At 63.7% G+C, this 25,698-nt stretch carries 20 protein-coding genes and 1 tRNA gene; 10 read left to right on the top strand and 11 right to left on the bottom strand.

Annotated elements, in window-relative coordinates:
- Nucleotides 1-222: 222 nt before the first annotated feature.
- The gene (locus O9Z70_RS09845; RefSeq protein ID WP_286018646.1) at nucleotides 223-939 is read right to left on the bottom strand and encodes an SIMPL domain-containing protein; all 717 of its coding nucleotides are present in this window, start codon (nucleotides 937-939) and stop codon (nucleotides 223-225) included.
- Nucleotides 940-1,145: 206 nt separating this feature from the next.
- Here O9Z70_RS09845 and O9Z70_RS09840 point away from each other — a divergent pair, with 206 nt between their 5' ends.
- Nucleotides 1,146-2,297, top strand: a complete 1,152-nt coding sequence (locus O9Z70_RS09840; protein WP_286018645.1) for a fumarylacetoacetate hydrolase family protein — start codon at nucleotides 1,146-1,148, stop codon at nucleotides 2,295-2,297.
- Nucleotides 2,298-2,342: 45 nt separating this feature from the next.
- Entirely contained in the window at nucleotides 2,343-3,782 is a 1,440-nt protein-coding gene (locus O9Z70_RS09835) for an aldehyde dehydrogenase family protein (protein WP_286018644.1), read from the top strand.
- 6 nt (nucleotides 3,783-3,788) lie between these two features.
- Here O9Z70_RS09835 and phoB read toward each other — a convergent pair whose 3' ends face one another.
- The 7 genes from phoB to O9Z70_RS09800 form a co-directional block, all read right to left on the bottom strand.
- A complete protein-coding gene (phoB, locus tag O9Z70_RS09830) occupies nucleotides 3,789-4,490 on the bottom strand; it encodes a phosphate regulon transcriptional regulator PhoB (RefSeq protein ID WP_286018643.1) in 702 nt (233 codons plus the stop codon).
- 73 nt (nucleotides 4,491-4,563) lie between these two features.
- Nucleotides 4,564-5,274, bottom strand: a complete 711-nt coding sequence (gene phoU / locus O9Z70_RS09825; RefSeq protein WP_286018642.1) for a phosphate signaling complex protein PhoU — start codon at nucleotides 5,272-5,274, stop codon at nucleotides 4,564-4,566.
- A 20-nt stretch (nucleotides 5,275-5,294) separates the two neighbouring features.
- Nucleotides 5,295-6,062 carry a phosphate ABC transporter ATP-binding protein PstB gene (gene pstB, locus O9Z70_RS09820; RefSeq protein WP_286021987.1) on the bottom strand — a complete coding sequence of 256 codons (768 nt, stop codon included), beginning with the start codon at nucleotides 6,060-6,062 and terminating at the stop codon, nucleotides 5,295-5,297.
- Between the two features lie 80 nt (nucleotides 6,063-6,142).
- On the bottom strand, nucleotides 6,143-7,498 hold the full coding sequence (pstA, locus tag O9Z70_RS09815; protein ID WP_286018641.1) for a phosphate ABC transporter permease PstA: 1,356 nt from the start codon (nucleotides 7,496-7,498) through the stop codon (nucleotides 6,143-6,145).
- Nucleotides 7,495-8,874 carry a phosphate ABC transporter permease subunit PstC gene (gene pstC, locus O9Z70_RS09810; protein ID WP_286018640.1) on the bottom strand — a complete coding sequence of 460 codons (1,380 nt, stop codon included), beginning with the start codon at nucleotides 8,872-8,874 and terminating at the stop codon, nucleotides 7,495-7,497. The genes pstA and pstC overlap by 4 nt, the downstream gene beginning before the upstream one ends.
- 71 nt (nucleotides 8,875-8,945) lie before the next feature.
- Entirely contained in the window at nucleotides 8,946-9,959 is a 1,014-nt protein-coding gene (locus tag O9Z70_RS09805; protein WP_286018639.1) for a substrate-binding domain-containing protein, read from the bottom strand.
- A gap of 218 nt (nucleotides 9,960-10,177) precedes the next feature.
- Entirely contained in the window at nucleotides 10,178-10,933 is a 756-nt protein-coding gene (locus tag O9Z70_RS09800; RefSeq protein WP_286018638.1) for an IclR family transcriptional regulator domain-containing protein, read from the bottom strand.
- Between the two features lie 176 nt (nucleotides 10,934-11,109).
- Between O9Z70_RS09800 and O9Z70_RS09795 the strand changes: the two genes are divergently transcribed.
- A tRNA-Ile gene (locus O9Z70_RS09795) sits at nucleotides 11,110-11,185 on the top strand.
- A gap of 4 nt (nucleotides 11,186-11,189) precedes the next feature.
- Here the strand turns inward: O9Z70_RS09795 and O9Z70_RS09790 are convergent.
- A complete protein-coding gene (locus O9Z70_RS09790; RefSeq protein ID WP_286018637.1) occupies nucleotides 11,190-11,414 on the bottom strand; it encodes a hypothetical protein in 225 nt (74 codons plus the stop codon).
- Between the two features lie 43 nt (nucleotides 11,415-11,457).
- Nucleotides 11,458-12,069: a LysE family translocator gene (locus O9Z70_RS09785; RefSeq protein ID WP_286018636.1), complete on the bottom strand. Its 612-nt coding sequence runs from the start codon at nucleotides 12,067-12,069 to the stop codon at nucleotides 11,458-11,460.
- Between the two features lie 181 nt (nucleotides 12,070-12,250).
- Between O9Z70_RS09785 and O9Z70_RS09780 the strand changes: the two genes are divergently transcribed.
- Nucleotides 12,251-13,831: an ABC-F family ATP-binding cassette domain-containing protein gene (locus O9Z70_RS09780; RefSeq protein WP_286018635.1), complete on the top strand. Its 1,581-nt coding sequence runs from the start codon at nucleotides 12,251-12,253 to the stop codon at nucleotides 13,829-13,831.
- A gap of 265 nt (nucleotides 13,832-14,096) precedes the next feature.
- Here the strand turns inward: O9Z70_RS09780 and O9Z70_RS09775 are convergent, their stop codons facing one another.
- Complete coding sequence (locus O9Z70_RS09775; RefSeq protein ID WP_286018634.1) at nucleotides 14,097-15,038, bottom strand: nucleoside hydrolase; 942 nt, start codon at nucleotides 15,036-15,038, stop codon at nucleotides 14,097-14,099.
- Between the two features lie 140 nt (nucleotides 15,039-15,178).
- Between O9Z70_RS09775 and O9Z70_RS09770 the strand changes: the two genes are divergently transcribed.
- The 6 genes from O9Z70_RS09770 to O9Z70_RS09745 all read left to right on the top strand — a co-directional run bounded on the left by O9Z70_RS09770 (nucleotide 15,179) and on the right by O9Z70_RS09745 (nucleotide 25,698).
- Complete coding sequence (locus O9Z70_RS09770; RefSeq protein ID WP_286018633.1) at nucleotides 15,179-16,435, top strand: AI-2E family transporter; 1,257 nt, start codon at nucleotides 15,179-15,181, stop codon at nucleotides 16,433-16,435.
- Between the two features lie 90 nt (nucleotides 16,436-16,525).
- Nucleotides 16,526-18,997: a glycogen/starch/alpha-glucan phosphorylase gene (locus tag O9Z70_RS09765; protein ID WP_286018632.1), complete on the top strand. Its 2,472-nt coding sequence runs from the start codon at nucleotides 16,526-16,528 to the stop codon at nucleotides 18,995-18,997.
- Nucleotides 18,998-19,099: 102 nt separating this feature from the next.
- Nucleotides 19,100-21,295, top strand: a complete 2,196-nt coding sequence (glgB, locus tag O9Z70_RS09760; protein WP_286018631.1) for a 1,4-alpha-glucan branching protein GlgB — start codon at nucleotides 19,100-19,102, stop codon at nucleotides 21,293-21,295.
- A 56-nt stretch (nucleotides 21,296-21,351) separates the two neighbouring features.
- Complete coding sequence (gene glgC / locus O9Z70_RS09755) at nucleotides 21,352-22,623, top strand: glucose-1-phosphate adenylyltransferase (protein WP_286018630.1); 1,272 nt, start codon at nucleotides 21,352-21,354, stop codon at nucleotides 22,621-22,623.
- The gene (gene glgA, locus O9Z70_RS09750; RefSeq protein ID WP_286021986.1) at nucleotides 22,623-24,083 is read left to right on the top strand and encodes a glycogen synthase GlgA; all 1,461 of its coding nucleotides are present in this window, start codon (nucleotides 22,623-22,625) and stop codon (nucleotides 24,081-24,083) included. The genes glgC and glgA overlap by 1 nt, the downstream gene beginning before the upstream one ends.
- The gene (locus O9Z70_RS09745) at nucleotides 24,064-25,698 is read left to right on the top strand and encodes an alpha-D-glucose phosphate-specific phosphoglucomutase (RefSeq protein WP_286018629.1); all 1,635 of its coding nucleotides are present in this window, start codon (nucleotides 24,064-24,066) and stop codon (nucleotides 25,696-25,698) included. The genes glgA and O9Z70_RS09745 overlap by 20 nt, the downstream gene beginning before the upstream one ends.

The raw sequence follows: 25,698 nt of genomic DNA, 5'->3' as shown, positions 1-25,698 counted from the left end.
TGACGCGAGGGCTCTTCCTTCGCGACCAGAGAAAATTCCAAAAAGGGGTTGGTGGGGACGGAGTGACTACGGTGGAACCGTCCCCACCGCCCAAGCCCCCTCGTTGAGGGGATTCGGGAACATGGCGGCAGATGGAGGACTCGATCCGCCGCCCATGTAACAACGTGCGTTTGGCCGGGCAGGTTTGTCCAAAACATGGCAGGCCCGAAAAGGTTCTGTGGATTAGTCGTTAGTGTTGTCCAAATCCCACGTCACATTGACGCTGATGGCGAAGGTCAGTTCGCCGGCCTCGACGGGAACGGCGGCGGACTGAGCCAGTTCGGCGCGGGCATACATGGGATAGGGCTGCGGGCCGCTGAAATCCTGCCGTTCGGAGATCGATTCCAGCTCGCCCAGACCGACGCCGGCGACATCGGCATAGAGTTCGGCCTTGCCGCGGGCATCGGCAAAGGCGGCCTTGCGGGCCTCGTTGAGCAGGTCGGCCGGATCGGCGACGGAGAAGGAAACGCCATTGACGGTATTGGCGCCCACGGTCACCGATTTGTCGAGAATGGCGCCGAGGTCTTCGAGGTCACGCACCACCACGGTCACCGAATTGGAGACCTGATAGCCATTGATGCGCGGGGGCAGCGTATAGCCCAATTCGTCGCGGGCATCGGAATAGACATAATTGGGATTGACCGAGAAGCCCGAGGTCTGGATGTCGCGGGCCTCGATGCCGGATTGCTTGAGAGCGGCGATCAGCTCGCTCATCGCCTCGGTATTGGCGTCGAGCGCTTCGCGCGCCGTGGCGCCCTGCGTGGTCACGCCGGAATTGATCGTGGCCATGTCCGGTGCGGCGCGCACTTCGCCGCGCCCTTCGATGGCGATCGAGCCGGCATAGGCGGGCAGCGCGGTGGCAAGAAAGGCAAGGGGGGCGAGGACGCTGAGGACACGCATTGGCAGACTCCTTTGGGGTGCATTGGCCCGGGAAGATTTCCCGGGCCAATGCGTCAGTATTGCGGCGTGGATGAACCGGAATTGAACGAGCATGCCCGCGATTGTTCAGGCATGCTTGGCATAAAGTATGATTTATCGTGTTCATGCTTGCGCCGGACCGGAGCACTGCGCTAGTCACTTGCCCTGACATGTCAGGGGCGATGCATATGAATTCAAACCATATTCCGGACGGCATTCTCATCGGGCGTGCCTGGGTTCCCGATTTCGATCATCCCCGTATCGTCACGGTCCGGGACGGGCAGCTTGTCGACATCACGGCGCGCGGGCTGGCCAGCGTACGCGACGTGGCCGAAAGCGGCCGCGCCGCCGAGCATGTGCGCAATGCGCCGGGCCGGCCGGTGGGCGAGGTGGACGCCGTTCTCGCCAATGCCCTGGACGGCAATAAGCGCGCCGATCTTCCGCGGCTGCTGGCGCCGATCGACCTGCAGGCGATCAAGGCTTCCGGCGTCACTTTCGTCGTCTCGCTGCTGGAGCGCGTCATCGAGGAACAGGCGCGCGGCGACATGTCCCGCGCCGAGGCGCTGCGTGGCGAAATCCTCGACCTGATCGGCACGGACCTGTCGCAATTGGTGCCGGGCTCGGATGCCGCCATGCAGGTCAAGGCGAAGCTGATCGAGAAGGGCGTGTGGAGCCAATATCTCGAAGTGGGAATCGGCCCGGACGCGGAAATCTTCACCAAGAGCCAGCCGATGAGCGCGGTGGGCTATGGCGCCGAGGTCGGGCTGCACCCGGTTTCGACGTGGAACAATCCCGAACCCGAGATTGCGCTGCTGGTGACCAGCAAGGGCGAGATCGTCGGCGCGACTTTGGGCAATGACGTCAATCTGCGCGACGTCGAAGGGCGTTCGGCGCTGCTGCTGGGCAAGGCCAAAGATAACAATGCGTCAGCATCGCTGGGTCCGTTCGTGCGGCTTTTCGACGGCGATTTCACCCTCGAAACGGTGAAACAGGCGGAAATCGCCCTGCGCGTCGAGGGGTTGGACGGCTTCGTGCTGGAGGGCCATTCCAACATGGCGGAAATCTCCCGTACCCCGGAATCCCTGGTATCCGCGACCATTGGCGAGCATCACCAATATCCCGATGGGCTGGTGCTCTATCTCGGCACCATGTTCGCGCCGGTGAAGGATCGCGACGGCGCCGGCAAAGGCTTTACCCACCGCATCGGCGACCTGGTCTCGATTTCGACACCCAGTCTGGGTACGCTGGCAAATCGGGTGAACCTGTCCACGAAATGTCCGCCCTGGACCTATGGCACCAGCCATTTCCTGCGTGATCTCGCTCGCGCCAACCTGCTCTGATCTAAGCGCTTTTTCCTCCGAGGCGCATTACCGAAAGGCATCGACATGACCGAATTGCACAAGAACCTCATCGATGGCGAATGGGTGGGCGCGGATGGGGTCGAGAATATCAACCCCTCCAATATCAACGAAGTCGTCGGCCTTTATGCCCGCGCCAATGTCGAGGAGACCAACCAGGCCATCGCCGCCGCCAAGGCCGCCTTTCCGGCCTGGTCGCGCTCGGGCATTCTCGAACGCCACGCCATCCTGTCCAAGGCCAGCCAGGAAATTCTGGCCCGCAAGCAGGAATTGGGCGAGCTGCTGAGCCGCGAAGAGGGCAAGACGCTGCCGGAGGGCATTGGCGAAGTGACGCGCGCCGCTCAGATTTTCGACTTCTTCGCCGGTGAAACGCTGCGTCTGGCCGGTGAGATCCTGCCCAGCGCGCGGCCCGGTCTGACGGTCGAAATCACCCGCGAGCCGGTGGGTGTCGTCGGCATCATCACGCCGTGGAACTTCCCGATCGCCATCCCGGCCTGGAAGATTGCCCCGGCCCTGGCCTATGGCAATAGCGTGGTCATCAAGCCGGCCGATCTGGTGCCGGGCTCGACCTGGGCCATCGTCGATATCCTGCACCGCGCCGGCCTGCCCAAGGGCGTGCTGAACCTGGTGATGGGCAAGGGCTCGGTGGTCGGGCAGACGCTGCTGGACAGCCCCGATGTGAATGCCATTTCCTTCACCGGATCGGTGGGGACCGGCAAGCGCGTGGCCGAGGCCTCGATCAAGCATGGCCGCAAGTTCCAGCTGGAAATGGGCGGCAAGAATCCGACCATCGTGCTCGATGACGCCGACCTCAAGGTGGCGGTGGAGAGCGTGGCGCAATCGGCGTTCTTCTCGACCGGCCAGCGCTGCACGGCGTCGAGCCGGGTGATCGTGACCGAAGGCATCCACGACAAGTTCGTCGCCGCGCTGGCCGAGCGGACCAGTGGTTTGCGGGTGGGCCATGCCCTCGAAAAGGATACGGAAATCGGCCCGGTGGTCGATCCGAGCCAGCTCAAGCAGGACGTGGATTACATCGAGATCGGCAAGGGCGAGGGCGCCAGGCTGGTGGCTGGCGGCGAGCGGGTGACGAAGGATACCGAGGGCTATTTCCTGCAGCCGGCGCTGTTCACCGAGGCCACCAATTCCATGCGGATCGCCCGGGAGGAAATTTTCGGCCCGGTCGCGGCGGTGATCAAGGTCAAGGATTACGAGGAAGCGCTGGCCACGGCGAACGACACGGAATTCGGCCTGAGCGCCGGTATCGTCACGACGTCGCTGAAATATGCCACCCACTTCAAGCGCAATTCGGAAGCCGGCATGGTCATGGTCAATGTGCCGACGGCCGGGGTGGATTTCCACGTGCCGTTCGGAGGCCGCAAGGGTTCGAGCTATGGCCCGCGCGAGCAGGGCACCTATGCGGCCGAGTTCTTCACCATCGTGAAGACCGCCTATACCGCTGCCGGCTAAGCTCCCTCACGCGGTCTGGGCGAAGCGTTCGTCGAAGGCGTAGCCGGCCCCGCGCACGGTGCGGATGGGGTCGGCTTCGCGGCCGCGATTGATGGCGCGGCGCAGCCGGCCGATATGGACGTCGACGGTGCGCTCGTCGACATAGACGTCATTGCCCCAGACGCCATCGAGCAATTGCTCGCGCGAATAGACGCGGCCGGGATGGCGCATGAGATATTCGAGCAGGCGATATTCGGTGGGGCCGAGATGGACGTCGCGATTGGCGCGGCGGACCCGGTGGGTGGTGCGGTCGAGCTCGAGATCGCCGAGCTTGAGCGCGGCGGTGACCAGATTGGGGTTGGAGCGGCGCAGCAGCGCCTGGATGCGGGCGACCAGTTCGGGCACCGAGAAGGGCTTGACGATATAATCGTCGGCGCCGGTGGTAAGGCCGCGCACCCGCTCTTCCTCCTCGCCGCGGGCGGTGAGCATGATGATCGGCACGCGGCTGGTTTGCTCGCGGGCGCGCAGGCGCCGGCACAGCTCGATGCCGGAGACTTCCGGCAGCATCCAGTCGAGCAGGATCAGATCGGGGAGCTTTTCGGCGATGGCCTGCTGGGCCTCGTCGCCGCTTTCGGCGGTAACGACGCGATAGCCCTCCGCTTCGAGATTATAGCGCAGAAGGAGGGCGATATCGGCTTCGTCTTCGACGATGAGAATGGTCGCGGGCATATGGATGTGCTCCGTCGGTCGGCGCTCGGAAGAGGCCGGGGGCTGTTCCGGGAATGACGCTGTAACGTTGTCGCTAAACCTTTATCTGCTGGCGCTGCAATTCCTGTACTTCGACGGTGAGCTGCCGGCCGGTGGCCAGGTAATAGGCGCGTTCGGCGATATTGGTGGCGTGGTCGCCGACCCGTTCGAGGTTCTTGGCGCAGAACAGCAAATGGGTGCAGGTGGTGATGTTGCGCGGGTCTTCCAGCATATAGGTCAGGAGTTCGCGGAACAGCGAGGTGTACATGGCGTCGACCTCGTCGTCGCGGTTGCACACATCGACCGAGGCGGCGGCGTCGCGATTGGCATAGGCGTCGAGCGCGTCCTTGACCTGGCGCAGCACCAGGCCGGTCATGTTCTTGACGCCGTTATAGAAGGTGGGTTGCAGGTTTATGCCTTCGAGCTTGAGCGAGCGGCGGGCCAACTGCTTGGCCATGTCGCCGATGCGTTCGAGGTCGTTGGCGACGTGGATGGCGGTGATGATGGCGCGCAGGTCGCTGGCCATGGGCTGGCGGCGGGCGATCATGGAAACGGCCATGTCGTCGATCCGGCGCTGCATATCGTCGATGCGCTGATCGGCGATGATGGTGATATCGGCCAGTTCGCGGTCGAGCTTGAGCAGGGAACGGGTGCCGTTTTCGATGGCGACTTCGACCAGGCCACCCATTTCGGCGATGGCTTGGGCGAGCCCGGCGAGTTCATCGCTATAGGCGGTAACGATATGTTCAGAACCGGTATTGGGCATGACGATCTCCTTCCCCGCAATCAGCCGATGCGGCCCATGATGTAGTCCTGGGTCTGCTTGTTCACCGGATTGGTGAAAATCTCTTCGGTGTCGCCCTGCTCGATGAGGTTGCCGAGATGGAAGAAGGCGGTCTTCTGGCTGACCCGGGCCGCCTGCTGCATCGAATGGGTGACGATGACGATGGTGTAGTTTTCGCGCAATTCGTCGATCAGTTCCTCGATGATGGCGGTGGCGATGGGGTCCAGCGCCGAGCAGGGCTCGTCCATGAGGATGACTTCGGGGCCGACGGCAATGGCGCGGGCAATGCAGAGCCGCTGCTGCTGGCCGCCGGAAAGGCCGGTGCCGGGTTCGGCGAGGCGGTCCTTGACCTCCTCGAACAGGCCGGCCTTGCGGAGCGAGGACACGACGATCTCGTCGAGATCGGCCTTGGTCCGGGCCAGGCCATGGATGCGGGGGCCATAGGCGACATTGTCGTAGATCGATTTGGGGAAGGGGTTGGGTTTCTGGAACACCATGCCGACCCGGGCGCGCAGCTCCACCACGTCGAGATCGGCGGCATAGATATCCTGGCCGTCCAGTTCGATGCGGCCGCCGACCCTCGCGCCCTCAATGGTGTCGTTCATGCGGTTGATGCAGCGCAGGAAGGTGGATTTGCCGCAGCCCGAGGGGCCGATAAAGGCGGTGACGGCGCGGTCGGGGATGTCGATGGAAATGCCGTGCAGGGCCTGCTTGGCGCCGTAATGGACGGTGACATCGCGGGCGGTGAGGCGAATATTGGGCTCGATCATCTCGATGGGGTCCAGGTTGGCGCTCAAGGTCTTGGCGGGGATTTTGGTCTTGCCGGCCAGAATGTCCATTTGTCAGGCTCCTAAGCGCGCTTTTCAAGCCGCGACCGCAGGAAGATCGCGATGGCGTTGAGAGTGATCATGAAGACCAGCAGCACCAGAATGGCGGCGGAGGCGCGCGGCTCGAAGAAATTGCGGTTCTCATTGCCCTGCCAGAGATAGATCTGCACCGGCAGAGCGGTGGCCTGCTCGATCGGCGTGCCGGGCACGGCGGCGACGAAGGCATTCATGCCGATAAGCAGCAATGGCGCGGTTTCGCCCATGGCCTGCGCCACCCCGATAATGGTGGCGGTGAGGATGGAGGGGAAGGTGACGGGCAGGACGTGGTGGAACACCATCTGCGTCCGGGAGGCGCCCATGCCGAGGGCCGCCTGGCGCAAAGCGGGGGAGACGCCCTTGAGCGCGGCGCGGGTGGCGATGATGATGGTGGGCAGGGTCATCAGCGTCAGCACCAGGCCGCCGACCAGCGGCGCCGAGAGCGGCAGGCGAAACCAGTTGATGAACACGGCGGCGCCGAGCAGGCCGAAGACGATGGAGGGCACGGCGGCGAGATTGTTGATATTGACCTCGATGAGATCGGTCAGTCGCGATTTGGGCGCGAATTCCTCCAGGTAGATGGCGCTGCCGACGCCGAGGGGCACGGCAAGGACGATGACGACCAGCATCATCCAGAACGTGCCCATGAGCGCGCCGAGCAGGCCGGCGGCGGCCGGGGCGGAGCGGCTGTCGACATTGGTGAACAGCGACCAGGCAAAGCCCTGGCTGATGGTGCCGTTTTCCTCGAAAATGTCGATGAGGGCGCGGGCGGGGGCGGAGAGCTGCTGCCGGGCATCATCCAGTTCGCGGTTGATATTGCCCTTGACCCAATTGTCGGTATTGGCCGAGGCCAGCAGGTCGACATTGACGCGCTGGCCGAGCAGGCCCGGATCGCGGACGAAGAGTTCGCGGACGCGGTGCCGGCCATCGCTTTCGGCAATGGTCAGAATCTGGCGGCTGTCGATGTCGAAACCGGCCGGCGCGGCGGCGCGCAGGGCGGCTTCGATGACATTGTTCCAGTTCAGCATGGCCACCTGGCGTTCCCAGGCGAGGCGCGTGGCGCGGAAATCGGCATCGGACTGGCCGGCGGCGCGGATGGGCGCGGGATCGACCTTGAGCAATTCCGGATCGAACCTGACTTCGAGGTGGAGATTGGACTGGGTAAAGGCCGGGATGCCCTTGCGCAGCACATCGGTGAACAGCACCGCCACGAAGCCGAGCGCCAGGACGATGGCGACGACGCCAAAGCCACGGAACAGGCGCTCGCCCAGATGGCGGCGGGCCAGGCCGGCACGGACGCGCTGGCGGCGCTCGGCCGCGGAATCGAAGCTGGCGCTGGTCATTCGTACTGCTCCCGGAAGCGGCGGACGATATAGAGGGCGACGATGTTGAGGCACAGCGTCATGATGAAGAGCGTCAGGCCCAGCGCGAAGGCGACGAGCGATTGCGGGCCGGTGAAATCGGTGTCGCCGGTGAGCTGGTTGACGATGGAGACGGTGATGGTGGAAACCGGCTCCAGCGGATTGCCGCGCAGGATCGGGGCATTGCCGGCGGCCAGCACCACGATCATGGTTTCGCCGATGGCGCGGCTGACCGCCAGCAGGAAGGCGCCGACAATGCCGGGCAGGGCGGCCGGCAGCAATACATTGCGGATGGTTTCCGACTGGGTGGCGCCCAGGCCATAGGCGCCGTCGCGCAGACTGCGCGGCACCTGGCTGAGAATGTCGTCGGACAGCGAGGAGATGAAGGGAATGATCATCACGCCCATGACGAGGCCGGCGGTGAGCGCGCTGGTGGCGCTGACATGCAGCCCGATGGAGGAGCCGACATCGCGCAGGAACGGCCCCACGGTCACCAGGGCGAAAAAGCCATAGACGATGGTGGGGATGCCAGCGAGGATTTCGATGACCGGCTTGACGATCCGGCGCACCGAGCGATGGGCGTATTGGTTGAGATAGATGGCGGCCATGAGGCCCACCGGCACGGCCACCAGCATGGCGATGGTCGAGATCATCAGCGTGCCGGACAATAGCGGAAGCAGGCCGAATTGGCCCGCATCGCCGGTGCCGGTGGAAGAAAATTTCGGCGCCCAGACGGTGCCGAAGAAGAAATCGAGCGGATTGATATAGGTGAAGAAGCGCAGGGCCTCGGTGACCAGCGAGGCGACGATGCCCAAAGTGGTCAGGATGGCGACGGCCGAACAGGCGATCAGCAGCCAGGAAATGGCGCGTTCGACCTCGTTGCGGGCGCGCAGGCGGGCGGAGATGCGGCGCTGGGCGAAGGTCAGGCCGAGCACGCCCAGGCCGGCGGCGGCGGCCAGCATGATGAGAAAGCTGAGAAGCTGGAAGCGGGCGAGATTTTCCCCGGCCTCCTGCTCGAAGGGGCGCAGTTCGCCGGCGACGCCGAAGCCGGAGGCCAGGTCGCGAATGCGCTGCATCTGCTGGTTGAGCCCGGTCTGATCGAGGCTGGTCAGCACCTCATTGGGGATTTGCGAGACGATGTACCAATGAGCGACGCCGGGGGAGAAGAAAGCCCAGAGGGCGAGGACGAGCAGGGCGGGGATCAGGGTCCAGAGGACGACGAGCGTGCCGTGATATTGACCGCGCGAATGGACGCGCTGCCCTTCCGGAATGGCGAGGGCGCGGCTTTTGGTCCAGCCCCGTTGATAGGCGACGCCCAGGAGAACGAGAAGCAGGCCGGCGACGATGAAAGTGTTCACGTGTCAGGCTTCCTCGATTGATCCCTTGAGTGGAACGGGCCGCGGAACACCGCGGCCCGCCGATATTTGGCTTATTGCTGGAAGGCGGAGAGCACTTCGGCGGTGACTTCCGCCGGCTGCGGGATCAGGCCGGCGGCTTCGAGAATGCCGCCATTGCCCGACATGGCTTCGGACAGGAAGTATTCGGTGAATTCGACCAGGCCCGGAACGGTGCCGATATGCTCGCCCTTGACGTAGAAGTAGAGCGGGCGCGAGACCGGATATTCGCCGGCGGCGACGGTTTCCAGCGACGGGATGATGCCGTCGACGGTGGCGACCTTGAGGATGTCGCGGTTCTGGTCGTAGAAGCTGAGGCCGAAGACGCCGACAGTGTTCGGATCGGCCGTCAGGCGGGCGAGGGTCTCGGTATAATCGCCGGCGATTTCGACCACCACATCCTGGCGGAACGTGGTTTCCACGGCGCTCTTTTCCTCGGCGGAAAGGTTTTCCGGCAGATCGGAGGCTTCGGCGCCGGGGGTCACGACGCGCTCCTGGAAGACTTCACGGGTGCCGTGATTGGAGCCGGGTATGGCCAGGACGATCGGCTGGGCCGGCAGCGACGGGTCGATCTGGTCCCAACTGGTATAGGGATTGTCGACGAGTTCGCCATCCACCGGAACCTTGGCGGCGATGGCCTTGAACACATGCGCGGGGGTCAGGGCGAAATCGCCGCCATTGGCCGAGGAGGCGAAGACGATGCCGTCGAAGCCGAACTGGATTTCGCGGATGTCGTTGACGCCGGCATTGTTGCAGGCTTCACGCTCGCCGTCGCGCATCGGGCGCGAGGCATTGGCGATGTCGATGGTATTGTCACCGACGCCCTGGCAGAACTGGCTGAAGCCGCCGCCGGTGCCGCCCGAACCCACGACCGGCGTATTGAATTCGGGGAAAATGGCGCCGAATTCCTCGGCGACGATGGAGGAGAAGGGCAGGACCGTCGAGGAGCCGGCGATCTGGATGGTGTCGCGCGACTGGGCGAAGGCGGCATTGGTGCCGAAGGCGGCGAGCGCGATGACAGCGGCACTGGCGTAAAGTGCGGTCTTCATGGAAGTTCCCTTTCGGAATTCATTGCAAACATGGCCAGCCGGTTCTTGGGCCGCCCTGTGACGCGGCAGACCATAGGAGCGCCCGGCGAAGGTTTTATTGCAGTTCCATGACCGGTTTGTGACACGATAAGCCGCTGTTTTTAAAAGATATATTTTACGACACTGGCTATATGACAGAGCCGATTGCGACGGAATCGGCAGGCAGGCGGCGCCGAGAATTATCGCAGCAGGGGCCGCAATTCGGCCTGTACTTTGCGCATCAATGGCAGGAAATTGGCGATCATTCGCGAAGTGGGGGAGCGGGCGGTCTGGGCGCCGATATTGATCGCTGCCACCACCTGGCCGGCGGCATTGGTCAGCGGCACGGCGATGGAGCAGAGGCCCAGTTCCAGTTCCTGGTCGATCACGGCGAAGCCCTGGGCGGCGATCACCGCCAATTCGGTGGTGATGCCGGCCATGTCCGCCTTGGTGCGCTCGGTATAGGCGATGAGCTCGGAGCGCTCGAGGATGGCCCGGGCCTCGCCGGCGGGTAAGGCGGCCAGCAGGGTGCGGCCCATCGAGGTGCAATAGGCCGGCAGGCGCGCGCCCGGCGCCAGATTGATCGACATCACCCGGCGGGTCGAGGCGCGGGCGACATAGAGGATGTCGGTGCCTTCGAGAACCGCCGCCGACGTGCTTTCGCTGGTGGCGTGCGACAATTCCTCGAGAAAGGGCTGGATGAGCCGGGGCAGGGGGGTGGCCGCCAGATAGGAATGGCCCAATTTGAGAATGCGCGGGGTGAGCTGGAAGAATTTGCCGTCATAGCTGGCATAGCCGAGATGAACCAGCGTCAGCAGGCAGCGCCGCGCCGTCGCTCGTTCGAGGCCGGTGCGGCGGGCGACATCGGTGATGGACAGGCGCGCATGTTCCTCATCGAAACATTCGACGACCGACAGGCCCCGAACCAGTCCGTGAATGATGTCGCCCTGACGCATTGTGCGGATACCGAAATTTGTGCGGAGCGCGCATTCTAGGCGATGTTTGGCGGCGGGAACAATATGGGCTGGCTTGGCGCGCTGCCCGCATGGCGCAAGAATCGGGGACAGAACGATATTTCCTGGTCCACCGGGTTCTCGACGCCGCCATGTTCGCTTATAAGCCTTCGACGGAAGGGCGCGTAGCTCAATGGTTAGAGCCGAGTGCTCATAACACTCTGGTTGCAGGTTCGAGTCCTGCCGCGCCCACCAGCTTCTAGGCTTTCTTGGAAAGGCCGATGCGTTCCATGGCCATGCGGGAGACGAGGTCGCCCATGCCCACCGCTTTCTGCATCTGGACCGAGGTGAGGGAGCTGGCCTGGGCGTTCATCTTGGCGATCTCCTCGCGGATCTGCGCGCGGCGCTCGCGATGATATTGCAACTGCTCATAGGATGAGAGCTGGTATGCATTCCAGCGCGTGATTCTGCCCGAAATCGCCATGCTGCCAGCATGAAGCGCCGGCCTTAACGCGGCGTTAAACCCGCTAATGCTGGAGGGCGACGAGGCCGGCGGCGCCGGCCATCATGGCGCCGGCGGTCTTGTTGAGGCGGCCAAGGGCCTTTTCGCTGCGGAACAGGTCCCTGGCCACCGAAGCCAGCCAGGCATAGCCGCAGCCGATGATGAGCAGCACCACGACCACGATGGCGGTGAGTTCGATGAAGGCGAGCGGGTTCATCTCGGCCAGCGGCACCACGCTGGGCAGGATGGCGAGGTAGAAAACGATGGTCTTGGGATTGCCCATGGTCAGCGAGAAGCCGGCCAGGAAGGTTTTCCAGCCATCCTCGTTTCTGGGCTTCATCTGTTCGGCGCCGGGGCGGGCGGTCCAGAACTTCCAGGCGATATAGAGCAGGTAGGCGGCGCCGGCCCAGCGGACGATGGTGAAGATGGGCCCGAAATAAGTGGCGATGGCGGCCAGGCCGAATACGGCGAACAGGAAATAGAGCAAGTCCCCGGCCAGGATGCCCAATACCATCGGGAACGCCCCCTTGAAGCCGCCGCCCAGGGCGCGCGCCACCACGGCGGCAACGCCGGGTCCGGGCACCAAGACGGCAATGGCATAGGCGAGGGTGAAGGCGGCGAGCGTGAAAAGGTCCATCTGGGCAGTCCATTGCGAAGCTGGCGGACCCTACGCCTCCCGCCGCCGATTTGCCAGAGAAGTTGACGCGGCGCCGAAGACGATTATGTAATGCCTCATCGCAACCCGACCGGACGGTACCCAATGGATCGCAATCCCAACGCAACGCCAACCTGCCTTGCCCTTGGGGAATACTCGATCCATGCCCGTTTCCGTCACGATTTCGCGTCTCGCCTATACCGGCCCTGACGGCCGAACTCTCTTTTCCAATCTCGATCTCAGCTTCGGCCCCGGGCGCACCGGTCTGGTCGGCCGCAATGGCGTGGGCAAGACCACGCTGCTGCGCCTGATCACCGGCGAGTTGACGCCGGCCGCCGGCACGATCAGCGTTTCCGGCCGCATCGGCATGTTGCGCCAGCAGGTGCAGCCGGTGCCCGGCGAAACCATCGCCGATCTTTTTGGTGTTCGCGATGCGCTCGCCCTGCTCGAAAAAGCCGTTTCGGGGGCAGCGAGCGCCGAGGAGCTGGCGGAGGCCGACTGGACGCTGGAGGCGCGGCTGGATGCGGCGCTGGATAGTCTCAAACTGGCGGTGACGCCGCAAACCCCGCTCGCCGAACTATCGGGCGGGCAACGGACGCGGGCGGCCCTTGCGGCGCTGATTTTCGATGCGCCCGACCTGATCCTGCTCGATGAGCCGACCAATAATCTCGATGCCGATGGCCGCGCCGCGGTAACCGAATTGCTGGCGCGCTGGCGGGGCGCGGCCATCGTCATCAGCCATGACCGGGCGCTGCTGGAGGAGATGGACGCCATTGTCGAGCTGACCGGCCTCGGCGCCAGCTTTTATGGCGGCAATTGGAGCCATTACCGCGAGCGCAAGGCGCTGGAACTGGCTTCGGCGCAGCATAGTCTGGATATTGCCGAGCGGCAGATGCGGGACGCGGCGAGATCGGCGCAGGAGACGCGCGAGCGGCAGGAGCGCCGCGATGCCGGCGGGCGTCGCAAGGCCGCCAAGGGCGATATGCCGAAAATCGTCATGGGCGGCCTCAAGCGCCGCGCCGAGGAAACCGCTGGCGGCCTCGACCGGCTCGCCGAGAAACAGGCCGATGCCGCGCAGGCCCAGGCCCAGGCGGCGCGCGCCCGGATCGAGGTGCTGACGCCTTTTGCGCTGAAGCTGGCGCCGAGCGGGCTGGCGGCGGGCAAGGTGATGTTGCGCGCCACTGGCATGACCGGCGGGCACGATCCGGAGCGGCCGATCATCCGCAATTTCTCCATCGACATTATCGGGCCGGAGCGGGTGGCGATTACCGGACCGAACGGGGTGGGCAAGACCACGCTGCTGAAACTTCTTACCGGCGAATTGGCGCCGCTTGCCGGCAGCGTGCAGATCGGCGGGCCGATGGCGTTGCTCGATCAGCAAGTGGGCTTGTTGCGGCGGGACCTGTCCATCGTCGAAAATTTCCAGCGGCTCAATCCGTCCAGTTCGCTCAATGATTGCCGCGCGGTACTGGCGGCGTTCATGTTCCGCAACGATGCGGCGTTGCAACTGGTCGGCACGCTGAGCGGCGGCGAGATGTTGCGGGCAGGGCTGGCCTGTGCGCTGGGCGGCAAGACGCCGCCCATGCTGCTGGTGCTGGACGAGCCCACCAATCACCTGGATATCGACGCCATCGAAGTGGTGGAAGCGGGCCTGCGCGCCTTCGACGGCGCCTTGCTGGTGGTCAGCCACGACCGGGCGTTTCTGGAAAATATCGGGATCGGCCGAGAGGTGGAATTGAGGTGAAGAACCCCCTCACCGACTCGGCTTTGCCGAGCCACCTCTCCCCGAGGGGGAGAGGAATAAGAGGAATGCGCGATGCCTATCCTTCTCCCGCTTGGGGAGAAGGCGACCCGAAGGGCCGGATGAGAGGGTACGCCAGCCACCCCTCACCCGTCTCGCCCTGCGGGCGATCCACCCTCTCCCCGAGGGGGAGAGGAACAAGAGGGCGCGCGATGCCTATTCTTCTCCCCCTCGGGGAGAAGGTGGCCCGAAGGGCCGGATGAGGGGGTTACGGCAGCCGCGCCAATCGCTCATTGAGCAGCGCGTAAAATCCATCCGCGTCGCCGGAGCGCAGATAATTGGCGTTAGGGGCGCGGCCGGTGACGTGCCAGTAATCCACCACGGTCATACCGACCGTCAGTTCGCTCGCGGTTTCGATGGCCACGTGGCAATGGCGGCCTTCGAAGAGTTCGGGCTTGAGCAGATAGGCGATGACGGTGGGATCGTGCAGCGGCGCACCGTTCCAGCCATATTTCTTGAGATCGAAGCTCTCCGAAAAGCTCAGCATGTCATGGACCGCCTGGCCGCTCTTATTGCCCAGCGCCTTGATGGCGTCGAGACGGGCCGGGGTGGACTGGATCATATGGGTCACGTCCAGCGGCAGGATGGTGATCGGCGCGCCGCAGCGCATCACCACATCGGCGGCTTCGGGGTCGACATAGATGTTGAATTCGGCTGTCGGGGTGATGTTGCCCACCTCGAAATAAGCGCCGCCCATCATGACGATTTCGGCGATACGCTCGGCGATGCGCGGCTCCTTGACCAGCGCCATGCCGATATTGGTCAGCGGGCCGAGAGTGCACAGGGTTATGGTTTTCGGCTCGGCATTCATCAATGTCTCGATGATGAAATCGACGCCGTGCCGGTCCTGGAGCGGGATGTGCGGAGCGGGCAGGTCGGGGCCGTTGAGGCCGGTATCGCCATGCACATGCTCGGCGGTGACGAGTTGCCGCCGCATCGGCCGGGCGCAGCCGGCATAGACCGGAACATCGCTGCGGCCGGAGAGCTCGACCACTTTGCGGGCATTGATGGCGTTCTGGGCGAGGCCGACATTGCCGGCCACCGCCACCACGCCGAGAACCTCCAGTTCCGCGGGCGAGGCGAGGGCGAGCAGGATGGCGACGGCATCGTCCTGGCCGGGGTCGGTATCGATGATGATCTTGCGGGACATGGCGCTTCTTCTGGCGGGAGAGACAAGGAATCGCGGCAAGCTTATCCAAGCGGCCCGCCAGGGTCGATCACCAAGAGGCGCCCAGGAACGAAAGTCATTGCCGTAACGTTTTCGGGGCACTCTCCCATGTGGATACCGCAATGCGTCAAGCCAGGCCCAGGGCCGTTCCTGCCGAAATGAACGAAAGCCAGTTCGAGCGGGTGCTCGGCAATGCCGCCCGCCTGGCGGTGGTTGGCATCGGTTTTGCCGTCTTGCTCCTGGTGTTGCAGGCGGGGCAGGTCTTCCTGGCGCCGGTGACGCTGGCCATCGTCATCGGCCTGATGTTCGGGCCGGTGGCCGACCGGCTGGAAAGCTGGAGCGTGCCGCCGGCACTGGCGGCCGGCATCGTCGTGCTGCTGCTGCTCGGCGTCATTGCCGGGTTCGCCGTCTTGTTCGCGGTGCCGCTCAGCGAATGGGTGGCGCGGGCGCCGATGATCTGGGCCAGGCTGCAGACGCAATTGGCGGGCCTCAAGGGGCCGCTGCAATCGATCAGCGACTTCCAGGCCCAGCTCGCGGCGGCGCTGGGCACCGGCGATGCCATGGCGGTGACGGTGGATGACGGCGGCACGGTGACCGGCATGGCCATGCTGGCGCCGGCGGTGCTGGCACAGATCGCCATCTTCCTGGCCAGCCTCTATTTCTTCGTGGCGACGCGCGATCACATCCGCATGTCGGTGCTGTCGATGTGCGTCACCAGGCGCATGCGCTGGCGCACGGCGCATGTGTTCCGCGATGTCGAGTTCAAGGTCAGCCGGTTCCTCCTGACGGTGACCATGATCAATCTGTGCGTCGGCACCGCGGTCACCCTGGCCATGTGGGCCATCGGCATGCCCTCGCCACTGCTCTGGGGTGCCATGGCGGCAGTGCTGAATTACGTGCCCTATGTGGGGCAGGCCATCATGATCACCGTGCTGCTGGCGGTGGGGCTGGGCACCCAGACCGGGTTGCTGGAAATCTTGCTGCCGGTCATCTGCTATGCCAGCATCAATTTCCTCGAAGGCCAGCTATTCACCCCCCATTTCATCGGCCGCACGCTGACGCTCAATCCCTTCATCATCTTCTTGTCGATCACCTTCTGGATCTGGGCCTGGGGGCCGATGGGGGCGCTCATCGCCGTGCCGACGCTGCTGATTGCTCAATCGGTCATCACCCATGCGCTGCCGAGCCGGCCGGTCATGCCCCGCCGCCCGGTGCGCCGGACGCGGGCGATGACCGATCGCGACGAATTGCTGGCCAATGCCGCCCAGGTCATCCGGGAGCAGCGGCTGGATGACGAGGGCGAGGAGGCGCGCAAGCGGGAGCGGCTGGAGCCGCCCAAGGGCACGGGTCCCACCGGCGTCGAGCCCCGGCCCGGCTAGCCCCGGGCATGGGGGCTTTTCCCTTTACGGATTAAGTGCAAGACTACCCGCATTCTGAGGGGAATATCGTCATGAACACTGGATTGCGAGATGCCGCAAAAGCCGATCGTCTACGATGCCCCTACGCCCGAACCGCGTTCGACGACCGTTGAAGCTATCCAGGCGGAGATACTTGAACGGCTGATTTATTCGGTCGGCAAGGACCCGATCGTCGCCCGCCCGCATGACTGGCTGCGGGCCACCATCCTGACGGTTCGCGACCGCATCATGGATCGCTGGATGGAAAGCTCGCGTGAAACGTGGCGGACCTCCAACAAGCGCGTCTATTATCTCAGCCTCGAATTCCTTATCGGCCGGCTCATGCGCGACGCCATGAGCAATGTCGGCCTGATGCAGCCGGTGCGCGAGGCCCTCAGCAATCTCAATGTCGACCTGGGCGAACTGATCGACATGGAGCCGGATGCGGCGCTGGGCAATGGCGGCCTGGGGCGTCTCGCCGCCTGTTTTCTAGAATCCATGTCGTCGTTGAAAATCCCGGCCTATGGCTATGGCATCCGCTATGCGCATGGGCTGTTCCGCCAGGAAATGAGCGAGGGCTGGCAGGTCGAGCTGCCGGAGGACTGGCTGGCGCATGGCAATCCCTGGGAATTCGAGCGCCGCGAAAGCGCTTATGAAGTGGGGTTCGGCGGCCATGTCGAGCCGGTGACCGACCCGGACGGCGCGGTGCGGCAGGAATGGCAGCCCAACGAACATCTCCTGGCGGTCGCCTATGACACGCCCATTGTCGGCTGGCGCGGCGCGCGGGTGAACACGCTGCGCCTGTGGAGCGCCCAGCCGATCGACCCGATCCTGCTCGACAAGTTCAATTCCGGCGACCATATCGGCGCGCTCGAGGAAAGCGCCAAGGCCGAGGCCATTACCCGCGTGCTCTATCCCGCCGACTCGACGGCGGCGGGGCAGGAATTGCGGCTGCGGCAGGAATTCTTCTTCTCCTCCGCCTCCCTCCAGGACATCGTGCGCCGCCATTTGCAGCAATATGGTGAATTGAGCTCGCTGCCCGACAAGGTCGCCATCCAGCTCAACGACACGCATCCGGCCATTTCGGTGGCCGAGTTGATGCGCATTCTGGTCGACGACAATGGCGTGCAATGGGCCGATGCCTGGAAGATCGCCAAGGGCACGTTCGGCTATACCAATCACACGCTGCTGCCCGAGGCGCTGGAAAGCTGGCCGGTGGCGCTGCTGGAGCGGCTGCTGCCGCGCCACATGCAGATCGTCTATCAGATCAATGCCGATATCCTCGCCGAAGCCCGCAGCAAATCGGGCTTTTCCGAGCAGCAGATCGCCGCCCTGTCGCTGATCGACGAGCAGGGTGGGCGGCGGGTGCGCATGGGGCAATTGGCCTTTGTCGGCTCGCATTCGGTCAATGGCGTGTCGGCGCTGCATACGGAATTGATGAAGCAGACCGTGTTCTCCGACCTGCACAAGCTCTATCCCGAGCGCATCAACAACAAGACCAATGGCATCACGCCGCGCCGCTGGCTGATGCAATGCAATCCCGGCCTGACCGAATTGGTGAGCGAGCGGATCGGCCCGGAATTCCTGGACAATATCGACAAGCTCAAACAGCTCGCGCCCCATGCCGGGGATCCCGGCTTCCAGCAGCAATTCGCGGCGGTGAAGCTAGACAACAAGCAGCGGCTGGCCAGGCTGATCCGGGAGCGGCTGAACATCGTCGTCTCGCCCGAAGCCATGTTCGACGTGCAGATCAAGCGCATCCACGAATATAAGCGCCAATTGCTCAACATCATCCAGACGGTGGCGCTTTATGACGAGATCCGCGCCCATCCGGACCGGGACTGGGCGCCGCGGGTCAAGATTTTCGCCGGCAAGGCGGCGCCGAGCTATTGGAATGCCAAGCTGATCATCAAGCTGATCAACGACGTGGCGCGGGTCGTCAATCACGATCCGGGGGTGCGTGGCCTGCTCAAAGTGGTGTTCCTGCCCAATTACAATGTGAGCCTGGCCGAAATCATCGTGCCGGCCGCCAATCTGTCCGAGCAGATTTCCACGGCCGGCATGGAAGCCTCGGGCACCGGCAATATGAAGTTCATGGCCAATGGCGCCATCACCATCGGCACGATGGATGGCGCCAATGTCGAGATGCACAAGGAAGTGGGCGCCGACAATATCGTCATTTTCGGCCTCACCGCCGACGAGGTCGAGGACAAGCATGCCCGGGGGGAGACGCCGCGGGCCTCTATCGAGGCGTCGCTGCGCCTGCGCGAAGTGCTGGACTCGATCGCCTCGGGGGTATTCTCACCCGACGATCCGCATCGCTATCGCGACCTGATCGGCGGGCTCTACGAGCATGACTGGTTCATGGTGGCGCGGGATTTCGACGCCTATGCAGCGGCGCAGGCAAGGGTGGACCAGATCTGGAACGACCCGGCGCGCTGGAACGCTATGGCGATCCGCAATACCGCCAATGTCGGCTTCTTCTCGTCGGATCGGACCATAAGGCAATATGCTGCCGATATCTGGGGGGTGAAGACCGGCTGATCCGGCGGGGCGTCGGGCCTGTCCCGCCGCACCGAAACGATCCTGTATGCGTTATGTCTATCCTGCCGGTTCGAAAGCGGGCAGCGAGTGGGGAAAGCGGGCATGAGTTCAAACACGGAAAACTGGCAAGCCGATGCGCGTGAGGTCGCGGCCATCGTGGCTGGCCGCCACAGCGATGCCTTTGCCTTTCTCGGCCTGCACGACGTCCAGGGCCAATGGGTGCTGCGCGCCTTCGTGCCGCATGCCGAAACGCTCGATGCCTATACGCTCGACGGCAAGCCGCTCGGGCATATGATCCCGCGCCATGCCGCCGGCTTCTTCGAGGCCAGGGTGGATATCGCCGGGCGCCAGCCCATCCGCTATGAAGCGAAGAATGCGGGCGGCGCCTGGACCATTTACGATCCCTATTCCTTCGGTCCGGTCCTGGGGCCGATGGACGATTATTATATCGGCGAGGGCAGCCATTTACGGCTGTTCGACAAGCTGGGCGCCCACGAAATGGAATTCGAGGGCATTCACGGCACCCATTTCGCCGTCTGGGCCCCCAATGCCTTGCGGGTGTCGGTGGTCGGTCCCTGGAACGATTGGGATGGCCGCCGCCACCCGATGCGCAACCGCAAGGGCATCTGGGAGGTCTTCATTCCGGTGCTGGGCACCGGCACCATCTATAAATTCGAGATCGTCGGGCCCGATGGCGTGGTGCTGCCGCTCAAGGCCGATCCCTTTGCCCGCCAGGCGGAAGTCAGGCCGCATAATGCCTCGATAGTTCCCGACCCGACGCCCTTCACCTGGACCGACCAGCGTTACATGGAAGAGCGGGCCAGCCACGATTGGCGCCGCGTACCCATGTCCATCTACGAGGTGCATCTGGGCTCCTGGCGCCGGCGGCCCGATGGCGGCTTCATGAGCTATGACCAATTGGCCGAGCAATTGGTGCCCTATGCGGCCGATATGGGCTATACCCATCTCGAATTCATGCCCATTTCCGAACATCCCTTCGATCCCAGCTGGGGCTACCAGCCGACCGGTCTCTATGCGCCCACCTCGCGCTTCGGCGATCCGGCGGGTTTCGCGCGGCTGGTTAATGCGGCGCACGAAGCCGGGCTGGGCGTCATCCTGGACTGGGTGCCGGCGCATTTCCCCACCGACGATTTCGGGCTGGCGCAATTCGACGGCACGGCGCTTTACGAACATGCCGATCCGCGCCAGGGCTTCCATCCGGACTGGAACACGGCGATCTACAATTTCGGGCGCAAGGAGGTTTCGGCCTATCTCACCAATAATGCGCTGTTCTGGTTCGAGAATTTCCATATCGACGGATTGCGCGTCGATGCCGTGGCCTCGATGCTCTATCTCGATTATTCCCGCCAGCCGGGCGAGTGGGTGCCCAACCAACATGGCGGCAATCAGAACCTTGAGGCGGTGGCCTTCCTGCAACGGGTCAATGCTGAGGTCTATAGCCGTTTTCCCGGCGCCTTCATGATCGCCGAGGAATCCACGTCCTGGCCGGGCGTCAGCGCCCCCACTTATGCCGGGGGGCTGGGCTTCGGCTTCAAGTGGAATATGGGCTTCATGAACGACACTTTGCGGTTCATGAGCCGCGACGCCGTGCATCGGCGCTTCCATCACAACGATCTCACCTTCGGCATGGTCTATGCCTTTAGCGAGAATTTCGTGCTGCCGCTGAGCCATGACGAGGTCGTGCATGGCAAGGGATCGCTGCTGGGCAAGATGCCGGGCGACGATTGGCAGCAATTCGCCAATCTGCGCGCCTATCTCGCTTTCATGTGGGGCTATCCGGGCAAGAAGCTGTTGTTCATGGGCCAGGAATTCGCCCAACGCGCCGAATGGTCGGAAAGCAAGGCGCTGGACTGGTTTCTGCTGGATTCGCCGAACCATGAGGGCATGCGGCGGCTGGTGGCCGATCTCAATACGGCCTATCGCAGCCTGCCGGCGCTTTATGAACGCGATTGCGAGCCGGAGGGCTTTGAATGGGTGATCGCCAACGATCACACCAATTCGGTGCTGGCCTGGCTGCGCAAGGCGCCGGGCGCCGATCCGGTGCTGGTCATCTCCAATCTGACGCCGACGCCGCGCAGCGGCTATAAGGTGCCCATGCCGATCGCCGGCCGTTGGGTGGAGCGGATCAATACCGATGCCGGCTGGTATGCCGGCGGCAATAAGGGGAACCAGGGCGCCATCATGGCCCATGCCGTTGAGGGGCGGCACCTGCCGGCGGAAGCGGAGCTTTACCTGCCGCCGCTGGCCACCCTGTTCCTGAAATACGAGCCGGACTGAGATGGTTCGCGCGTCATACGATCCGGTTCGAGCCGGGCAAAGTGGAGGGAAGTAAAATGGCAGATTATCGGGTTCCGTCGCCGCTGGCTCGTGAGGCAATGGCCTATGTGCTTGCGGGTGGGCGCGGCACGCGGCTCATGGAATTGACCGACCGGCGCGCCAAGCCGGCGGTCTATTTCGGCGGCAAGGCGCGCATCATCGACTTCGCGCTCTCCAATGCCATCAATTCGGGTATCCGCCGCATTTCGGTGGCCACGCAATATCAGGCGCATAGCCTGATCCGCCACCTGTCTCGCGGCTGGAACTTCCTGCGCCAGGAGCGCAATGAAAGCTTCGATGTGCTCCCCGCCAGCCAGCGTGTTTCGGAAACGCAATGGTATGCCGGCACCGCTGATGCCGTGTACCAGAACATGGACATCATCGAGGATTACGGCGCCCGCTACATCGTCATCCTGGCGGGCGACCATATCTACAAGATGGACTATGAGATCATGCTGCGCCAGCACGTCGATACCGGCGCGGACGTGACCATCGGCTGCCTGGAAGTGCCCCGCATGGAAGCCACCGGCTTCGGCGTCATGCATGTGGACGGGCGCGATCGGGTGGTGGATTTCGTCGAAAAACCCAAAGATCCGCCCGCTATTCCCGACCGGCCCGACATGGCGCTGGCCTCGATGGGCATTTATGTGTTCGAGACCCGGTTCCTGATGGAACAGCTCAAGCGCGATGCGGCGACCGAGGGGTCCAGCCGCGATTTCGGCAAGGACCTCATCCCCTATATCGTCAAGAACGGCACGGCCTGGGCGCACCGCTTCAATCGCTCCTGCGTCCGCTCCAGCAATGAGAAAGTGGCCTATTGGCGCGATGTGGGCACGGTCGATGCCTATTGGAAGGCCAATATCGACCTCACCGACATCAATCCGCAGCTCGATCTTTACGACCGCGACTGGCCGATCTGGACCTATGCCGAGATCACGCCGCCGGCCAAGTTCGTCCACGATTTCGATGGACGGCGCGGTTCGGCGGTCAATTCGCTGGTCTCGGGCGATTGCATCATTTCGGGCGGACATTTGCAGCGTACGCTGCTCTCCACCGGCTCGCGGGTGCATTCCTATTCGACGCTCGAAGAAGCGGTGGTGCTGCCCTATTGCGATATCGGGCGCAATGCGCGGCTCAAGAAGGTGATCATCGACCGCGGGGTCAATATTCCCGAGGGTCTGGTGGTGGGCGACGATCCCGAATTCGACGCCAAATGGTTCCGCCGCACCGAGGAGGGCGTGACCCTCATCACCCAGAACATGATCAACAAATATCTGGCCGACCGATGATCGAAGTTCTTTCGGTCGCCTCGGAGGTCTACCCGCTGATCAAGACCGGCGGACTGGCCGATGTCGCCGGGGCGCTGCCGGGCGCCCTGGCTGGGTCCGGGGTGAGCATGCGCACGCTGATGCCCGGCTATCCGGCGGTTCTCGGCAAGATGAAGAATGGGCGCGAAGTCGCCCGGTTCGACGACCTGTTTGGTGTCACCGGGCGGCTGATCGCCGGGCGGGCCGAGGGCCTAGACCTCATCGTGCTCGATGCCCCGGCGCTCTATGACCGGCCGGGCAATCCCTATATGGGGCCGGAGGGCTGGGACTGGCCGGACAATTGGAAACGCTTCGCGGCGCTGAGCTGGGTGGCGACGGAACTGGGGCTGGGTCTGGTCGAGGGCTATCGCCCGCAGGTCATCCACGCCCATGACTGGCAGGCCGGCCTCGTGCCCGCCTATGTGAAATTCGGCCCGTCCGCGACGCTCAAGACGGTGATGACCGTCCACAACATGGCGTTCCAGGGCACGTTCGGCGCGGAAATCTTCGGGCAATTGCGTTTGCCCGCCCACGCCTTTTCGGTCGAGGGCGTCGAATATTACGGCGGCGTCGGTTATCTCAAGGCCGGCGTGGAATGCGCCGATGTGGTGACCACGGTGTCGCCCACCTATGCGGTGGAGATCCGCACGCCTGCCTCCGGCATGGGTCTGGACGGCTTGCTCAACAATCGTTCCGCCACCGTGTTCGGCGTGCTCAACGGCATCGACATGGAGGCCTGGAACCCGGCGACCGACACGGCGCTCAAGCAGAATTATACCGCCAATACCATCCAGTACCGGCAGGTCAACAAGCGCGCCTTGCAGGAAGCCTTCGGGCTGGAGCAATCCACCGGCCCGCTCTTTGCCGTAGTGAGCCGGCTGACCTGGCAGAAGGGCATCGACCTGCTCGCCGCCAATATCGACCTCATCGTCGCCGAGGGCGGTCAGCTCGCCGTGCTCGGCTCGGGCGAGGCGGACCTAGAAAACGCCATCCGCGCCGCCGCCATGCGGCATCCCGGCAAGGTCGGCCTGGTGACCGGCTATAACGAGGCGTTAAGCCACCTGGTGCAGGGCGGCGCCGACGTGATGATGATGCCGTCGCGTTTCGAGCCCTGCGGCCTCACGCAGCTTTATGCGCTGCGCTATGGCTGCATACCGCTGGTCAGTCGCGTCGGAGGCCTCAATGACACGGTCATCGATAGCAATGTGGCAGCGTTACAGGCCCAGGTGTCAACCGGCGTGCAATTCGCGCCGCCTGAGCAGGGCGCATTGGCCGATGCCATCAGACGTATGCTAAACCTTTATGCCGACGAGAAATCCTGGAAGAAAATGCAGCGGCGGGGCATGAAATCGGATGTGAGCTGGGCCACCAGCGCCGCCCGCTATGCCCAGCTCTATGCCGCGCTGACCGGAACCACGCTAAATGACAATTCTGACAGTTAAAACAACGCCCTACAATGACCAGAAGCCCGGAACCTCCGGCTTGCGCAAGCGGGTGCCGGTCTTCCAGCAGCCGAACTATGTCGAAAACTTCATCCAGTCGATTTTCGATAGTCTGGAAGGTTTTAGCGGCCAGATTCTGGTGATTGGCGGCGATGGCCGCTTCTACAACGATGTCGCCATCCAGAAGGCCATCCGCATCGCCGCCGCCAATGGCTTCGGCAAGGTGATGGTGGGGCAGGGCGGGCTGCTCTCGACGCCGGCGGCCAGCAATATCATCAGGCATTACAAGGCCTTCGGCGGCCTGGTTCTCTCGGCCAGCCACAATCCGGGTGGGCCGGAAGGCGATTTCGGCATCAAGTATAATGCCGGCAATGGCGGCCCGGCGCCGGAAAAGATCACCGACGCGGTCTTTGCCCGCAGCACGGTGATCGACAGCTACAAAATCCTCGACACGCCCGATATCGACCTCCACGCCATCGGCACTCAACAGGTCGGGGATATGGTGGTGGAAGTCATTGATCCGGTTGCCGATTATGCGGCGCTGATGCGGACGCTGTTCGATTTCGACGCCATAAAGGCGCTGTTCGCCTCCGGCTTCCGCATGACCTTCGATGCCATGCACGCGATCACCGGGCCCTATGCGCATACCATTCTCGAAGACCTGCTGGGGGCTCCCAAGGGCACGGTCGTCAACGGTACGCCGTCGCCGACTTTCAATAACGGCCATCCCGACCCGAACCTGGTCTATTGCAAGGAAATGCACGACTTGCTCATGACCCCCGACGGTCCGGATTTCGGCGCCGCCTCGGATGGCGACGGGGATCGCAACCTCATCATCGGCAAGAACCGCTTCGTGACGCCCTCGGATTCGCTGGCGCTGCTGGCGGCCAATGCGCATCTGGCGCCCGGATATAAAGGCGGCATTGCCGGCATTGCCCGCTCCATGCCCACCAGTGCCGCCGCCGATCGGGTGGCGGAGAAGCTGGGCGTCGAGATGCATGAGACGCCAACGGGCTGGAAGTTCTTCGGCAATCTGCTCGATGCCGGCCGCGTCACCATTTGCGGCGAGGAAAGCGCCGGCACCGGCTCCGACCATGTGCGGGAAAAGGACGGGCTGTGGGCGGTGCTGCTCTGGCTCAACATTCTGGCGGTGCGCCAGCAAAGCGTCGATGCCATCGTGCGCGAGCATTGGCGCAGCTATGGCCGCAATTACTATACCCGCCATGACTATGAGGAAGTCGACGTCGCCATCGCCAATGAATTGGTGGATGAATTGCGCGCCCGCCTTCCCTCATTGCCCGGCAGGATTTTCGCGGACGATCTGCAAATCGCCTATGCGGACGATTTCACCTATCACGACCCGGTGGACGGCTCGACCAGCGCCAGACAGGGTATCCGCATCGGCTTTACCGATGGATCGCGGATCGTCCTGCGCCTCTCGGGAACCGGAACGGTCGGCGCCACATTGCGGGTCTATCTTGAGCGCTATGAGGCCCCGGATGGACGCCACGACCTCGAAACCCAGCTGGCCCTCGAACCGCTTATCGGCATCGCCGAAGACCTCTGCAAAATCCGCGAACGCACCGGCCGCACCGGCCCCAGCGTCATCACCTAG

This window comes from Devosia sp. YIM 151766 (genome assembly GCF_030285925.1).
In the GTDB taxonomy this organism is placed as follows: domain Bacteria; phylum Pseudomonadota; class Alphaproteobacteria; order Rhizobiales; family Devosiaceae; genus Devosia.
The sequence above is the reverse complement of the archived record's forward strand: the minus strand, read 5'-3'. Positions and strand labels throughout refer to the sequence as shown.

Excerpts from the sequence above, each read along its gene's own strand:
- O9Z70_RS09845 (WP_286018646.1), bottom strand. The coding sequence starts at position 939 with ATGCGTGTCCTCAGCGTCCTCGCCCCCCTTGCCTTTCTTGCCACCGCG.
- O9Z70_RS09840 (WP_286018645.1), top strand. The coding sequence starts at position 1,146 with ATGAATTCAAACCATATTCCGGACGGCATTCTCATCGGGCGTGCCTGG.
- O9Z70_RS09835 (WP_286018644.1), top strand. The coding sequence starts at position 2,343 with ATGACCGAATTGCACAAGAACCTCATCGATGGCGAATGGGTGGGCGCG.
- phoB (WP_286018643.1), bottom strand. The coding sequence starts at position 4,490 with ATGCCCGCGACCATTCTCATCGTCGAAGACGAAGCCGATATCGCCCTC.
- phoU (WP_286018642.1), bottom strand. The coding sequence starts at position 5,274 with ATGCCCAATACCGGTTCTGAACATATCGTTACCGCCTATAGCGATGAA.
- pstB (WP_286021987.1), bottom strand. The coding sequence starts at position 6,062 with ATGATCGAGCCCAATATTCGCCTCACCGCCCGCGATGTCACCGTCCAT.
- pstA (WP_286018641.1), bottom strand. The coding sequence starts at position 7,498 with ATGACCAGCGCCAGCTTCGATTCCGCGGCCGAGCGCCGCCAGCGCGTC.
- O9Z70_RS09805 (WP_286018639.1), bottom strand. The coding sequence starts at position 9,959 with ATGAAGACCGCACTTTACGCCAGTGCCGCTGTCATCGCGCTCGCCGCC.
- O9Z70_RS09800 (WP_286018638.1), bottom strand. The coding sequence starts at position 10,933 with ATGCGTCAGGGCGACATCATTCACGGACTGGTTCGGGGCCTGTCGGTC.
- O9Z70_RS09790 (WP_286018637.1), bottom strand. The coding sequence starts at position 11,414 with ATGGCGATTTCGGGCAGAATCACGCGCTGGAATGCATACCAGCTCTCA.
- O9Z70_RS09785 (WP_286018636.1), bottom strand. The coding sequence starts at position 12,069 with ATGGACCTTTTCACGCTCGCCGCCTTCACCCTCGCCTATGCCATTGCC.
- O9Z70_RS09780 (WP_286018635.1), top strand. The coding sequence starts at position 12,251 with ATGCCCGTTTCCGTCACGATTTCGCGTCTCGCCTATACCGGCCCTGAC.
- O9Z70_RS09775 (WP_286018634.1), bottom strand. The coding sequence starts at position 15,038 with ATGTCCCGCAAGATCATCATCGATACCGACCCCGGCCAGGACGATGCC.
- O9Z70_RS09770 (WP_286018633.1), top strand. The coding sequence starts at position 15,179 with ATGCGTCAAGCCAGGCCCAGGGCCGTTCCTGCCGAAATGAACGAAAGC.
- O9Z70_RS09765 (WP_286018632.1), top strand. The coding sequence starts at position 16,526 with ATGCCGCAAAAGCCGATCGTCTACGATGCCCCTACGCCCGAACCGCGT.
- glgB (WP_286018631.1), top strand. The coding sequence starts at position 19,100 with ATGAGTTCAAACACGGAAAACTGGCAAGCCGATGCGCGTGAGGTCGCG.
- glgC (WP_286018630.1), top strand. The coding sequence starts at position 21,352 with ATGGCAGATTATCGGGTTCCGTCGCCGCTGGCTCGTGAGGCAATGGCC.
- O9Z70_RS09745 (WP_286018629.1), top strand. The coding sequence starts at position 24,064 with ATGACAATTCTGACAGTTAAAACAACGCCCTACAATGACCAGAAGCCC.